We start from the raw sequence: 13,652 nt of genomic DNA on the forward strand, positions 1-13,652 counted from the left end.
ATGCGAATCGTCGCCGAAAGGAACTGGCATGTCGGATGAAATGCACCATTTCTCGATGGGAATCTGGCTGCTCGGACTCGCCTACGTCGTGTCCGTGGTCGGGTCGGTAGTCGGCCTGGCGTGCACCAGGCATTCAGCGTCGGCGACGACAACCGCCACACGCATGCGATGGCTCGCCATGGCTGCCTTGTCGATCGGTGGCGTCGCCATCTGGCTCATGCATTTCATCGCCATGCTCGGCTTCGCGGTCCCCGGCAGTCCCATTCGATACAACCTCGGATGGACCGTGATCTCCGCGATCATCTCAGTAGGGGCCGTGTTTGTCGGCCTGCTGATCATCGGGACCGAATTTCGCTGGACGCGGCTTCTGATCGGGGGCGTGGTAACCGGTCTCGCCGTGAACATCATGCATTACACGGGTATGCGCGCCTTGCGCTTTCAGGGCGAGATCCACTACGACCTGCTCTTCGTTGCACTGTCGGTTCTCATCGCAGTCGTCGCCGGAACCGCTGCACTGTGGTTCACCATGGTGCTCGAGTCCACGATTCTGCGTTTTGTCGCCGGAATCATCATGGGCATCGCTGTCGTCGGTATGCACTACACCGGAATGGCCGCTGTCGAGGTTGTTCACGACGCGGCAGCCCCGGCGCCACAGGGACTCGAAGTGTTCTCATTCCTCTTCCCTGTCTTCGTTCTCGGCCTGCTGGCGTTGGCAGTTCCGATTGTCGCAGTGCTGACAGCACCCAACCGCGCGACGGCACGAATGGAATCCGCCGCCGACGATCTGGCGTTCGAAGCACGAGAGTTCGCGATCTCGAACTGAGCGAGTACGGGGCGAGTACGGGGCGAGTTCACGTAAATCGACAACGCCCCGTACATTTCGGGGATGGTGGATGCCGGACACAACCCCCAGCCATCGACTCGCGCAACGCTCGTCGTGATCGGTGGTTTGCCGGCCACCGGCAAGTCGACGATCGCGCGGGCGCTTGCGCAGCGTCACCAAATCCCCTTCGTGCGGATCGATACCATCGAACAGGCGCTGATCCGCAGCGGTATCGCTGACGGGTCCGGGACCGCCGGATACATCACCGGGTACGCGCTCGCCGCCGAACAATTGCGACTCGGACTTTCGGTCGTGGTCGAATGCGTCAACCCCGTCGAGGCGACACGAGACGCCTGGTCCGCTACCGCACAACATAATTCGGCGCGCCTGCTCGGTGTCGAGGTCATCTGTTCGGATCCCGACGAGCATCGCAGACGCGCTGAACGGCGAGTCGTCGACATCCCGGATCTCGTACCACCGACGTGGCAGGAAATTCTGGATCGAGACTACGAGCCGTGGACTACGGAACGGCTGGTGCTCGACACCGCAATCATGGACTCCGACAGTGCAGTACGACGCATCACAGCAAAGATGCTGTAGCGTGCGAGCTGCTCACAAGGTGAGAACGAAGAATGCGCTGTTCGGGTCTTCGCGGTAGTTCCCGAACGGTGGACAAGGCACGAACCCGAATTTCGCGTACAACCGGCGAGCTGGATCGAAGAACTCTTGCGTACCGGTCTCCAATTCGAGTTGCCGGTAACCTCGTTGTCTCGACTCGTCCACGACGTGTTGAAGAAGTCGCGTTCCCACGCCACGCCCCCTTGCTGCCGATGACGTTCGCATCGACTTGATCTCGCCGCCCGCCGACGACCGTTCCTTGAGCGCGACGCAACCGAGTAACTCGTCACCTTCGCTCCACAGCGTCCACATGGTCACAGAGATATCCATCAGCCCCGTGACGTCCAGCGCGTGAACGCTGTCCGAGGGCGAGGTCGCGTGCATGTCGGCGAGATGTTCGGTGAGTAGAGCACGGACCGCATCCCGACTCAGGTCGTCAATTTCGATTCGCACAGACCCTCACTGTTCTCTTCGCTTCCGGCAGCATCGAATGAAAGTATGACTGTCCGTCACTTCGCCGAAGGCCTGGCCCGAACGTGGATGCGTTCTCCTTGGGGGCCGAACAGACTCAGTACCTCGACCGGGCCGCGCCCGTCACTGCCGAACCAATGCGGGTTTCGGGTGTCGAATTCAGCAGCTTCACCCGTACCCATCACGATGTCGTGATCGGCCAACACCAACCGCAACCTCCCCGACAACACGTACAGCCATTCGTAGCCGTCGTGCACTTGGGGATCCGGTTCCGTCTGGCTTGCCGGGATGGTCATCTTGAATGCCTGCAACCCACCCGGTTGCCGAGTCAGCGGCAATACCGTTCGCCCACTGACGCTTCGAGGCGCACTCTGGATGCGTGGATCGGCGACCTGCGGTGCCGCCACCAGTTGGTCCAACGGCACTTGGTGGGCAAGCGCGATCGGAAGCAGCAACTCCAAGCTCGGGCGACGCTCCCCCGCTTCGAGCCTCGACAGGGTGCTCTTCGAAATACCGGTGGACTCGGACAGCGCTGTGAGCGTGACGTTCCTCTGTGTACGAATGCGTTTGAGGCGCGCGCCGATCTGCGAGATGGCGGCATCGATGTGCGGACCGTTGACATTCATGGTGCCGAGTCTGACGACGATTCCCAGAAATGGCAACATTAGTTGCTGAAGAACCCCCTCCGCGAGCAATCTGTGCTCATGCGAACACACACTGAAACTGAGATCCTCGACGCCGTGATCGTCGGCGGTGGCGCCGCCGGACTCAGCGCAGCCCTGGTGTTGGGTCGTGCTCGGCGCTCGGTCGCCCTCATCGATTCCGGCAAACCGCGCAACGCACCGGCAGCACACATGCACGGCTTCCTCTCGCGCGACGGCATGGCGCCACGTGAGTTGCTCGCCGTCGGACGCAGCGAATTGCAGACGTACGGAGTGGAATTGACACAAGATGACGTAGTCGACATCTCCTGGCGCGGTATCGAACCCGGCTTTGTCGTCGAACTTTCAGGAGGCACGACGCTCGAAACTCGTACTGTGCTGGTTGCCACCGGTCTACGGGATTCACTCCCGGAAATACCAGGCATCCAGGAGCTTTGGGGACAAAGCGTGCTCCATTGCCCGTACTGCCATGCGTACGAGATCAGCGACCAACCGATCGGCGTTCTCGGCGGCGACGCTCGCGAGATGTCACTTCACCAGGCGTTTCTACTCCGACAGTGGTCGTCGGATGTGACGTTCTTCCCCGACAAGATCTCGCTCACCCCCGACGAACGCGCGCGACTGGCTGCCCGAGGAGTGACGGTTGCCGACGGATCGGTATCTGGATTGGTCTGCGAGAAAAGCAAACTGAAAGCCGTCGAACTCGACAACGGCCAACTTGTTGCGCGCTCAGCACTGTTCGTTGCGCCGCGTTTCGTTCCGAACGACGCACATCTGACGCGACTCGGCTGCAAAACCAGCCCCACGGGATTCGTGGCTGTCGATCGTTCCGGCGCCACCAGTGTTCCTGGTATCTGGGGCGCCGGCAACGTCGTCGACCCTCGCGCTCAGGTAATCAATGCTGCGGCGGCAGGTTCGACCGCGGCAATCGCGATCAACGGATATCTGGTCGAGCAAGATGTCGAATCGGCTCTTCGTTCGACCGAGCCGGAAGGTGGCTTCTCGGCGACAGTGGAGCAACGCGTCTGCGAGTTGAACGGCGGCAGCGCCCTCCACGGCTTGTGACCGAGGCGTCTACGTCGCGGGGCCGCCGTGCAACTTCTCGTAGGCGGCCTTCTCGGCGTCGTGGCGCGAGATCTTCTTCGGGTTCTCGAGGTCGGAAGGCAAACCGTGACGCTCGAGGCGGCGCGACCTGTTCTGAGCCATGTAGGAGACCGAATAGAACAGTGCCAGAAGCACTCCGAGCAGCACCATCGATGCCCGCAGGGCCCACGGTCCGGGGAAGAGCATGAAGGCCGCGAACACTGGAATGAACGGCACCATGCTTCGGATCAGGTGACGCGGCACGGCCCAGTCACCGATCAGGTCGTTTCGTACCCAGTCCTGCATCGAATCGGGCAGTTTGCGCCCCACTGAATAACCCAACCACTGAAGAGGATTCGGGCTCGTACGTTGCTTTTTGGAAGTCACGGAAGTCACCTGTTCGGTACGCATCGACGGTACTGACGCAGTCATCACGTTTCTTTCGGATGCAGTCATCACATTTCTCTCATTGGTCCAAGGCTCCGGCGCGGAGCGCGGCCTCGTTGACCCGCGTCAGAACATTGTGGAGTTCTTCGAGTTCGGCGAGGCTGACGCCGAGCTTCGCGACAACCGCCGGCGGGATCTTCTCCGCCTCCGCGCGCAGTGCCACACCGGCTTCGGTGAGGTCCACGTCCAGTTGCCGTTCGTCGGCGCGGCTACGGGTTCGCGTGATCAGTCCGGACGCCTCGAGTCGCTTGAGGAGCGGCGACAGCGTCGGCGAATCGAGTTGCAGCGCCTGCCCGATTTCCTTGACCGCCATCGGCGACTTTCCCCACAGTGCCAGCATCACCAGGTACTGGGGATGCGTGAGGCCCATCGGCTCGAGCAGTGGCCGGTAGACGGACAGCACCGCCCGGTTCGCGACCGCAAGTGCAAAGCACACCTGCCGGTCGAGAGCCAGCGGATCATCCATCTGCGTCTGCGGAGCCTTCGTCGTCATGAATCCGATGTTATCAGATTAATTAGTGCAGCAACTATTATTGCACTAATCAATCTGGCGACGATCGTCACTCTTCTCCAACGTCGACGTGGGTTGCCCGGTGAGACCCACGTGCGCTTCGGCCCTCATTCGCTCCACCATGTGCGGGTAGTGCAGCTCGAACGCCGGACGCTCACTGCGGATGCGCGGCAACTCGGTGAAGTTGTGACGCGGCGGCGGGCAGGTGGTTGCCCACTCCAGCGAGTTTCCGTAACCCCACGGATCGTCGACGGTGACAACTTCGCCGTAGCGGTAGCTCTTGAAAACGTTCCAGATGAACGGAAGCGTCGAGGCACCGAGCACGAAGGCAAAGATCGTGGACACCGAGTTCAGCACCGTGAACCCGTCCGAGGGCAGGTAGTCGGCATAGCGACGCGGCATCCCCTCGCCGCCGAGCCAGTGCTGAACGAGAAACGTGCCGTGGAAACCGACGAACGTGGTCCAGAAGTGCCACTTGCCGAGACGCTCGTCCATCATGCGACCGGTCATCTTCGGGAACCAGAAGTAGATACCGGCGTACGTGGCGAACACGACCGTACCGAAGACCACGTAATGGAAGTGGGCGACGACAAAATACGTGTCGGTGACATGGAAGTCGATCGGCGGGCTCGCGAGAATGACACCCGACAGACCACCGAAGAGGAAGGTGATCAAGAAGCCGACCGAGAACAGCATCGGCGACTCGAAGGTCAACTGCCCCTTCCACATCGTGCCGATCCAGTTGAAGATCTTCACACCTGTCGGCACGGCGATCAGGAACGTCATGAACGAGAAGTACGGCAGGAGAACAGCACCCGTCGCGTACATGTGGTGAGCCCACACCGCGATCGACAGAGCTGAAATCGCCAGTGTCGCATAGACCAATCCGGTGTACCCGAAGATCGGCTTACGGCTGAAGACCGGGAAGATCTCCGAGACGATGCCGAAGAACGGCAGCGCGATGATGTACACCTCGGGGTGACCGAAGAACCAGAACAGGTGCTGCCACAACAGAACTCCACCCGACGCCGGGTCAAAGATGTGCCCACCGAGATGACGGTCGACGAACAGACCCATGAACGCAGCGGTCAAGAGCGGGAACGCCATCAAGATCAGAATGCTGGTGATGAAGATGTTCCACGTGAAGATGGACATCCGAAACATCGTCATACCTGGTGCGCGCAGGCAGATCACGGTGGTGATCATGTTGACCGCACCGAGAATGGTGCCGAGGCCACCGACCGTCAGACCGAAGACCCACAGGTCGGCGCCGACGCCGGGACTGTGCACCGCGCCCGACAACGGGGTGTACGCGGTCCAACCGAAGTCGGCAGCGCCGCCCGGCGTGAGGAATCCGCCGAGAACGATGAGACCACCAAAAGTGAAGAGCCAGAATCCGAATGCGTTCAGACGCGGGAACGCCACGTCCGGGGCACCGATCTGCAGCGGAAGTATGTAGTTCGCGAAGCCGAAAACGACGGGCGTCGCGTACAGCAGCAACATGATCGTGCCGTGCATGGTGAACAACTGGTTGAACTGCTCGTTCGAGAGGAACTGCATCCCGGGGACAGCCAGTTCCGCACGCATGAACAGGGCCATCAGGCCGCCGATCAGGAAGAACACGAAAGCTGTGATCATGTACATGATCCCGATCTTCTTGTGATCGGTGGTCTTGATCATGTCGAACATCCACGACCCCTTGGGATCACGGCGCTTCGGGTACGGCCGCTCCGGAATCGGCTCCAACTCTCCGGTCCGCTCGTCCGGCACCGTTGTCGTCATGCTCGCGCGTCCTCTTTCGTGCTCGATACCGCCTCAAGAACTTTCCGCACGACCATATCGCATGTTAATAGTTAATGCACAAACTAAGCGTGGCCGACGTGAGCAACTATCGAAAACCGAACGTACGCAACCTTTTGCAGATTTCGGTGAGATAAAGTCAGGCGGCGGAATAGGTCGAGGGTCCGCCGCGTTGAACAAACCCGTGACTCTTCCCGACACATCGACAGCACCCGAGGCCTCCGCGTTGCGCGGCCTCTTCGAGCCTTTCGAGGTCAAATCACTCTCGTTGCGTAACCGTTTCGCCATGGCCCCGATGACGCGCGCCTTCTCGCCGGACGGAATCCCCGGCGCCGACGTAGCCGAGTACTACCGTCGTCGCGCAGCAGGGGGTGTCGGCTTGATCATCACCGAAGGCACGTACATCCCGGACCCGGCAGCCGGCCCGCACACCCGCGTACCGCGCATCTACGGCGATTCGAGCCTGGGTGGCTGGAAGTCGGTCGTCGACGCCGTCCACGCCGAAGGCGGATCGATCATTCCTCAGCTGTGGCACCTCGGAGTCGAACGCGGCGAGAACTCACGCCTGAACCCCGAGGTCGAAACCGTCAGCCCCTCCGGCCTGGCACTGGACGGCACCCGCCTGGGACGAGAATTCACCACCTCTGACCTCGACGACTTGAAGCAGTCGTGGGTCGACGCCGCACTCAACGCGAAGAACACCGGGTTCGACGGTCTCGAGTTGCACGGAGCACATGGCTACCTGCTCGACGAATTTCTCTGGGCGGGAACCAATGTCCGAACCGACGGCTACGGCGGATCACTCGAGGCCCGCACCCGTTTCCCGGCCGAGGTCGTCGCCGCAATCCGAGAGGCCGTCGGGGACGAGTTCGCGATCGTCTACCGATTCTCGCAGTGGAAGTCCGGCCATTACGACGCTCGTATCGCCCAGAGCCCGGCAGAACTCGGCCGCATCCTCACTCCCCTGGTCGACGCCGGCGTCGACGTTCTGCATCCGTCCACGAGGCGTCATTGGGAACCGGCATTCGCTGAACTCGACGGTGAAGACGGCACACTCGGCCTCGCCGGTTGGACGAAGAAGCTGACCGGGTTGCCGACCATCACCGTCGGTTCGGTCGGACTCGATTCCGTGTTCACGACGGCATTCACCGGCGAAGCTGCATCTGCTGTCACCGGACTGGAGCGTCTCGAAGCTCAGTACGAGAGGGGTGAATTCGACATGGTTGCCATCGGGCGCGCGCTGCTCGCCGATCCCGAGTGGGTCGAGAAGCTCCGCACCGGACGCGCGGACGAGCACATCGCATTCACCGCAGAACATCGCACACACCTGAACTGACCTCGCACGACAAAACGGCACTCCCGCAATTGTGGGAGTGCCGTTTGTGGGTCTGCCGGAAGTACTAGCTGCCGAGCGTGACCGGGTCGGGGCCGATGCGGCCGGCCGGGTCGTCGAGAGCACCGATCGCGTTGATCTGTTCCGGTGTCAGTTCGAATCCGAAGACATCGAAGTTGGCGGCGATACGTTCGGGGGTCACCGACTTCGGAATCACCACGTTTCCGATCTGCAGGTGCCAGCGAATAATCACCTGAGCCGCGGTGACGCCATGAGCGTCGGCGATAGCGGTGATGACGGGGTCGCCGAGAACGGTTCCCTGTCCGAGCGGGCTCCACGCTTCCGTCGCGATTCCCTTGCCGGTGTGGAAGGCGCGCAGTTCGGCTTGGTTGAACTTGGGGTGAAGCTCGATCTGGTTGAGGACCGGCACCTCACCGGTTTCACCGATGACACGCTCGAGGTTCTCGATGGTGAAGTTGGAGACACCGATGGATCGAACCCGTCCGTCGGCCTTGAGCTTCTGGAATGCCTTGAACGTCTCGACGTACAGGTCCTTGGACGGAACCGGCCAGTGGATCAGGTACAGGTCGAAGTACTCGAGACCCAACTTGTCGAGGCTGGCGTCGAATGCCGCAAGCGTCGAGTCGTAGCCTTGGTCGTCGTTCCACAGTTTTGTCGTGATGTAGAGGTCTTCGCGGGCGATGCCGGATTCGGCGATCGCGCGGCCGACGCCCACCTCGTTGCCGTAGATCTTGGCGGTGTCGATACTGCGGTAGCCGGTCTTCAGGGCTGTGGAGACGGCCTCCTGCGTCTCGTCGTCCGGAACCTGGAACACACCGAATCCGAGTGCGGGGATCGTCTTACCGTCGTTCAGAACAATGGTCGGTACAGAGGTCACATCGTTGGTCTCGGTCATATATGGATCCAACGCGCGAGGGCCGGGAGGCATTCCCCGCCGAACCTCCGGGCAGTGCCCTTGTACCGCCCGAAATGCCGGTCTACCTTGGAAGACAAGTATTGGAATCGCCTCGAGAAAAGAGAGAGCGATGAATCTTTCATATCGTCTCGCCTACAAGGTCGGTGTCACTCCGTGGGAGCACACCGGGCACGGGTTCGACGCTCAACTGTCCGGCCTTCTGGATGCGATTCCCGTCCCGGAAGGTGGCCGTGCACTCGATATCGGTTGCGGCACCGGACGCCATTCCATCGAGCTGGCGCAACGCGGTTGGCACGTCACCGGCGTCGACGCCGAACAGGAACCGCTGGACAAAGCGCGCATACACGCGCGTGAAGCACACGTCGACGTCCGGTTCCTCCACGAGGACGCGGCAGACCTGCACATTGCCGTCGACGGCGGGCACATGCTGGTGCTCGACATCGGCTGTTTTCACGGGCTCACCGATCATCAACGGCGGGACTACGGGAGATCCGTAAACGCGATCACCGCACCCGGGGCGTCCATGGTGATGTTCGCATTCGGACCGGGGCACCGTTGGCCGATGCCACACGGCGTCTCGGAGGAGGACGTCATGCGAGCATTCGACGGTTGGTCGATGGCCTCGAGCATGGCCGCGGACGTGAGTGAATCGCCACTTCCGGTCCGTGCGGCACATCCGTGCTGGTATCACCTGGTCCGTGGCTGACTGCTGTGCGCCTTTATTAACCGCCCGCGGTTAATAGAGGCGCACAGCACCGGGGATACTTCTCAGGTGACTGCAACACTGCGCATCAGCGGCCTCTCTGCTTCCCGGGGAGAACGCACCCTGTTCTCCGACCTGGATCTCACCGTTGCCCCCGGCGACGTCATCGGCCTCGTCGGCGCGAACGGCGCCGGCAAGTCGACGCTTCTCACCGCACTGGCCGGAATCGGAACTGCCGACGTCGAAGGTTCGATCATCCTCAGCCCGCCGGATGCTGCGGTCGGTTACCTCGCGCAGGAACCCGATCGCATCGAGGGTGAGACCGTCCTCGAGTTCCTCGGCCGCCGCACCGGCGTCGCCCACGCCGAGGAAGTCATGAACGCCGCAGCCGAAACCCTGGCCGAAGCCGAAGAGGATCTGTACTCCCCGGCACTGGAACGCTGGCTCGCTCTAGGCGGCGCCGACCTGCTCGAGCGCGCCGAGAAGGTGGTCGAAGAACTCGGTCTCGGAGTTCCACTCGATGCACATATGACGGCATTGTCCGGCGGTCAGGCCGCGCGCGCCGGCCTCGCGTCACTGTTGCTTTCGCGCTACGACATTCTCTTGTTGGACGAGCCCACCAACGATCTCGACCTACGCGGTCTCGAGCAGTTGGAGCGATTTGTCGCCGAGACGCGCGCAGCACTGGTTGTCGTGAGCCATGATCGCGAGTTCCTCTCGCGCACCGTCACCGGCATCGTGGAACTCGATCTGGCACAACAGGACATCGCCGTGTACGACGGCGGCTACGAGTCGTACCTCGCCGAACGCGAGATCGCCCGCCAGCACGCACGCGAGGCGTTCGAGGAATATGCAGGCACCCGCTCCGATCTCGAAGATCGCGCACAGATGCAGCGCAACTGGATGGAACACGGCGTCCGCAACGCGCGTCGTAAAGCCAAGGACAACGACAAGATCGGACGCGGATTGCGGACCGAGTCGACGGAGAAGCAAGCCGCGAAAGCCCGCCAGACTCAACGCCGCATCGAGCGACTCGAAGTGGTCGAGGAACCGCGCAAGGAGTGGGAACTTCGTATGGAGATCGCGGCGGCGCCGCGGTCCGGATCCGTTGTCGCGACCACGAACGGCGCCAAGGTAACTCGCGGTCAGTTCACGTTCGGTCCGGTCACGACGCAGATCGACTGGGGCGATCGAATTCTCGTCACGGGCGCGAACGGGGCAGGCAAGACCACCCTCCTCAACGTCCTGCTCGGCAAACTCGTCCCGGACGAGGGCATCGCGTCGCTGGGTTCCGGTGTCGCGATCGGTGAGATCGATCAGGCGCGTGGATTGTTCGAAGGTGATCAACCAGTCGTGGAGGCCTTCGGTGCGCAGGTTCCGGACTTGCCCGATGCCGATGTCCGCACTCTCCTCGCCAAGTTCGGCCTGCGCGGACACCACGTACTCAGATCTGCCGCTTCCCTGTCCCCCGGCGAGAGAACAAGGGCTGCACTTGCTTTGCTCCAGGCTCGCGGCGTGAACCTACTGGTACTGGACGAGCCGACGAACCATCTCGACCTTCCGGCGATCGAACAGCTCGAGCAGGCAATGGAGTCGTTCGAGGGAACCCTCCTTCTGGTCACTCACGATCGACGCATGCTGCAGTCCACCCGAAGCACGCGCCGGTGGAGAATGGAGAACGGACAGCTCTTCGAGGAGTAGCCGATCGACTCTGCTTGCGCAGACAACCCGCGTGTGCAACTATTTATCAGGCGCACGCAATAGTTGCATGCGCGGCATAGGTGGCCCGCGGATGACATGATCCCCCGTCGAGCTGCCACATCCCAGTCCCGAAAGGCACTCTTCAATGTTGTCGATCCCCGACCGCACACTGACCCACCGAACCACCGGCGAGCCGATCACCATCCCGCAACTCGGGTACGGCGTTTTCCAGGTACCGGACGCACAGACCGAAGAGGTCACTGCCGCAGCTCTCGAGATCGGCTACCGCCACATCGACACGGCCGCGATCTACGGAAATGAAGCCGGGGTCGGCCGCGCCATCGCAGGTTCGGATATCCCTAGGTCAGAGCTTTTTGTCACCACCAAGCTGTGGAATGACGATCAGGGCCACGACCGAACACTCGCCGCTTTCGACACCAGCCTCGACAAGCTCGGACTCGACTACGTCGACCTCTATCTGATTCACTGGCCCGCGCCGGCAAAGGGCCTGTTCGTCGAGACCTGGGCGGCATTCGAGCAAATTCTCGCCTCCGGCCGCACCCGGGCGATCGGTGTGTCCAACTTCCTGCCCGAGCACCTCGAACTGCTGGCCGAGCACAGCTCGATCACCCCGGCCGTCAACCAGATCGAATTGCACCCCAGACTGCAACAGCACGCGTCACGGGAGTACGCGCGAAGTCGCGGCATCGAAATCGAGGCTTGGAGCCCATTGGGACAAGGAACCATCCTCGACGACCCGGCCATCGGGAAAATTGCTGCAGCACACGGCAAGAGCCCGGCACAGATAATTCTGCGCTGGCATCTCGAACAGGGTCACACCGTTCTGTCGAAGTCGGTCACGCCTGCACGCATGCGCGACAACGCCGCAATCTTCGACTTCGCACTCGATGCCGACGAGTCAGCGGCCATCGCAGCGCTGAACACCGACAGCCGTGTCGGGCCTGATCCAGTCGAATTGAACTGAATCGAAACGGCTTCAAGAATTTTCGTGGGGAGTCAACGTCAGCAGCACAGAATCGACGGACTGCTCGGCCAGGAGCGCGTCCAGCGGTAAGTGACGGAACAACGCTCGGTAATAGATCGGCGACGCCAGCGCGTCCAGGACGAAGTCCAGGTCGAAGTCGCTCCGTATGTCGCCGCGTAGGCGCGCCGATTCCAGCACTGCCGCAGTGGAATCGCGTCGAGGCTGAAAGAATGCCGACTGGAAATCCCGCGCCAATTCCGGGTCCGCCGCCAGATCCGCGACCAACGCGGGCAGGATCCGCCCGACTACCGTTTCGCTCAGCCCCACAACCAATGTCGTGATGCCGGCGACCAGGTCTGCCCTGAGATCGCCGGTGTCCGGCGTTGGATCAGTGCCGATGTGCGCCACGACGACGTCCACCACCAGATGCCGCTTCGACGGCCATCTCCGGTAGATGGCGGGTCGATGCACGCCCGCTCTCGTCGCCACCGAACCGATCGACAGCTCCGCATATCCGTTCTCCCCCAACAACTCCAGGGTTGCCGCCAGAACGGCTTCGTCGATCCGCTCGTCGCGGGCGCGCACCATCTACAGCACCGGCCGCGGCATGAGCACCAGACGCCAGCCGTCGGGATCTTCGAAAGTCATCCCCGCATTCTCCTCCCAGTACGGATTCTCGGCGCCAACGGGTTCGTGCCCTGCTTCCCCCAACCTCTGAACTACCTCGTACATCGCCGACTCGCCGGCGAAGTAGAGCACCAACAGGTTGTCCTGCGTCGGCGCCGGGCACGGGCTTCCGTCTTCGTGGGTCGTGAATTCGAGGTGATAGTTCGAATCCGGCAGACCCAGCATGATTCCGTCGTACCCGGCATGACCGGAGAACCGGTAGAGCTCTGGCAATCCCAGACAGTCGCGATAGAACGCAATCACGTCGTCGAGCCTGTCGGTGGGTCGCGCTACGCGCACTTGCACTACTGCGAGGTCGTTCGGCCAAGTTGTCATTCCAAAACAGTACAGTACGTACCGTAATGTTTCGAGAAAATGGTTGCCAGCCTCCCGACGGCAGCTCGCTTCAACTACAAGCGATCATTCTCCGGAAACGCCGCCTTGGGCATGAACTTCGGCCTGGCGAACAGCACAGACAGTTTAGTGGGCTGCGACTCCACCGGGCGATCGGACCGGTACAGCAACGCCTGCTGCGGGGTACTCACCCATTCACTGGCGAAGATCTCACCGAGGCGCGAAACCGGCACGTGCGACCCGTCCTCGAGTCGAACGGTGACGTCCGCCCCGATGTCCGACTGGCCGTACACGACCCACCACGATTCGCCTTCCACATCCCCCGGAGTGTGCTGCCCGATACCGATGACTGCACCCTTCTCCATCGGATCGCGCCAGACCGCTTCGCGCCCTTGCGGTCCCACGCAGTAGCTACCATCCTCGCACACCTGCACGACCAGGCCGGACTCTTCGAGCACCAACTGTTCGACCACTATGCCAAGCCCCTTCCGTTGCCCGAACCTTATCCGCCGGCACGCCCCAGAAGCGGAACAATCGCGGTTCGTGTTGACAAACTGT

The 13,652-nt window shown here is 61.8% G+C and carries 16 protein-coding genes; 7 read left to right on the forward strand and 9 right to left on the reverse strand.

Going from position 1 to position 13,652, the window contains the following annotated elements; all coding sequences use genetic code 11:
- Positions 1 to 28: 28 nt before the first annotated feature.
- A complete protein-coding gene (locus tag A0W34_RS21945) occupies positions 29 to 823 on the forward strand; it encodes an MHYT domain-containing protein (RefSeq protein WP_003939865.1) in 795 nt (264 codons plus the stop codon).
- 63 nt (positions 824 to 886) lie between these two features.
- Positions 887 to 1,423, forward strand: coding sequence for an AAA family ATPase (locus A0W34_RS21950; protein ID WP_054781217.1), 537 nt, complete (start codon positions 887 to 889; stop codon positions 1,421 to 1,423).
- Positions 1,424 to 1,435: 12 nt separating this feature from the next.
- Here A0W34_RS21950 and A0W34_RS21955 read toward each other — a convergent pair whose 3' ends face one another.
- Positions 1,436 to 1,894 carry a GNAT family N-acetyltransferase gene (locus tag A0W34_RS21955; RefSeq protein WP_007727787.1) on the reverse strand — a complete coding sequence of 153 codons (459 nt, stop codon included), beginning with the start codon at positions 1,892 to 1,894 and terminating at the stop codon, positions 1,436 to 1,438.
- Between the two features lie 56 nt (positions 1,895 to 1,950).
- Positions 1,951 to 2,577 carry a helix-turn-helix domain-containing protein gene (locus tag A0W34_RS21960; RefSeq protein WP_007727793.1) on the reverse strand — a complete coding sequence of 209 codons (627 nt, stop codon included), beginning with the start codon at positions 2,575 to 2,577 and terminating at the stop codon, positions 1,951 to 1,953.
- A 33-nt stretch (positions 2,578 to 2,610) separates the two neighbouring features.
- On the opposite strand from A0W34_RS21960, the gene A0W34_RS21965 reads away from it, so the two are divergent.
- Entirely contained in the window at positions 2,611 to 3,639 is a 1,029-nt protein-coding gene (locus tag A0W34_RS21965) for an NAD(P)/FAD-dependent oxidoreductase (RefSeq protein ID WP_081558273.1), read from the forward strand.
- 9 nt (positions 3,640 to 3,648) lie between these two features.
- Here the strand turns inward: A0W34_RS21965 and A0W34_RS21970 are convergent, their stop codons facing one another.
- The 3 genes from A0W34_RS21970 to ctaD are packed head-to-tail and all read right to left on the reverse strand — an operon-like array spanning position 3,649 to position 6,397.
- A complete protein-coding gene (locus A0W34_RS21970) occupies positions 3,649 to 4,068 on the reverse strand; it encodes a DUF5313 family protein (protein WP_042451127.1) in 420 nt (139 codons plus the stop codon).
- 55 nt (positions 4,069 to 4,123) lie between these two features.
- Complete coding sequence (locus A0W34_RS21975; RefSeq protein WP_003939892.1) at positions 4,124 to 4,597, reverse strand: MarR family winged helix-turn-helix transcriptional regulator; 474 nt, start codon at positions 4,595 to 4,597, stop codon at positions 4,124 to 4,126.
- 45 nt (positions 4,598 to 4,642) lie between these two features.
- Positions 4,643 to 6,397: an aa3-type cytochrome oxidase subunit I gene (ctaD, locus tag A0W34_RS21980; RefSeq protein ID WP_046379038.1), complete on the reverse strand. Its 1,755-nt coding sequence runs from the start codon at positions 6,395 to 6,397 to the stop codon at positions 4,643 to 4,645.
- Positions 6,398 to 6,599: 202 nt separating this feature from the next.
- Between ctaD and A0W34_RS21985 the strand changes: the two genes are divergently transcribed.
- Entirely contained in the window at positions 6,600 to 7,751 is a 1,152-nt protein-coding gene (locus tag A0W34_RS21985) for an NADH:flavin oxidoreductase (RefSeq protein WP_007733403.1), read from the forward strand.
- Between the two features lie 64 nt (positions 7,752 to 7,815).
- On the opposite strand, the gene A0W34_RS21990 is transcribed toward A0W34_RS21985, so the two are convergent.
- Positions 7,816 to 8,664, reverse strand: coding sequence for an aldo/keto reductase (locus A0W34_RS21990; protein WP_081558274.1), 849 nt, complete (start codon positions 8,662 to 8,664; stop codon positions 7,816 to 7,818).
- 130 nt (positions 8,665 to 8,794) lie between these two features.
- On the opposite strand from A0W34_RS21990, the gene A0W34_RS21995 reads away from it, so the two are divergent.
- The 3 genes from A0W34_RS21995 to A0W34_RS22005 all read left to right on the forward strand — a co-directional run bounded on the left by A0W34_RS21995 (position 8,795) and on the right by A0W34_RS22005 (position 12,074).
- Positions 8,795 to 9,391, forward strand: a complete 597-nt coding sequence (locus A0W34_RS21995) for a class I SAM-dependent methyltransferase (RefSeq protein ID WP_030535396.1) — start codon at positions 8,795 to 8,797, stop codon at positions 9,389 to 9,391.
- Between the two features lie 66 nt (positions 9,392 to 9,457).
- The gene (locus A0W34_RS22000) at positions 9,458 to 11,089 is read left to right on the forward strand and encodes an ABC-F family ATP-binding cassette domain-containing protein (RefSeq protein ID WP_058037843.1); all 1,632 of its coding nucleotides are present in this window, start codon (positions 9,458 to 9,460) and stop codon (positions 11,087 to 11,089) included.
- A 145-nt stretch (positions 11,090 to 11,234) separates the two neighbouring features.
- Positions 11,235 to 12,074, forward strand: a complete 840-nt coding sequence (locus A0W34_RS22005) for an aldo/keto reductase (protein WP_081558275.1) — start codon at positions 11,235 to 11,237, stop codon at positions 12,072 to 12,074.
- 12 nt (positions 12,075 to 12,086) lie between these two features.
- Here A0W34_RS22005 and A0W34_RS22010 read toward each other — a convergent pair whose 3' ends face one another.
- The 3 genes from A0W34_RS22010 to A0W34_RS22020 form a co-directional block, all read right to left on the reverse strand.
- Positions 12,087 to 12,662, reverse strand: a complete 576-nt coding sequence (locus tag A0W34_RS22010; RefSeq protein WP_058037841.1) for a TetR/AcrR family transcriptional regulator — start codon at positions 12,660 to 12,662, stop codon at positions 12,087 to 12,089.
- Entirely contained in the window at positions 12,663 to 13,076 is a 414-nt protein-coding gene (locus tag A0W34_RS22015) for a VOC family protein (protein ID WP_021332241.1), read from the reverse strand.
- Positions 13,077 to 13,150: 74 nt separating this feature from the next.
- On the reverse strand, positions 13,151 to 13,567 hold the full coding sequence (locus tag A0W34_RS22020) for a hypothetical protein (protein WP_083056918.1): 417 nt from the start codon (positions 13,565 to 13,567) through the stop codon (positions 13,151 to 13,153).
- Between the last annotated feature and the right edge of the window lie 85 nt (positions 13,568 to 13,652).

This window comes from Rhodococcus sp. BH4 (assembly GCF_002079265.1).
Lineage (GTDB): Bacteria > Actinomycetota > Actinomycetes > Mycobacteriales > Mycobacteriaceae > Rhodococcus_F > Rhodococcus_F qingshengii.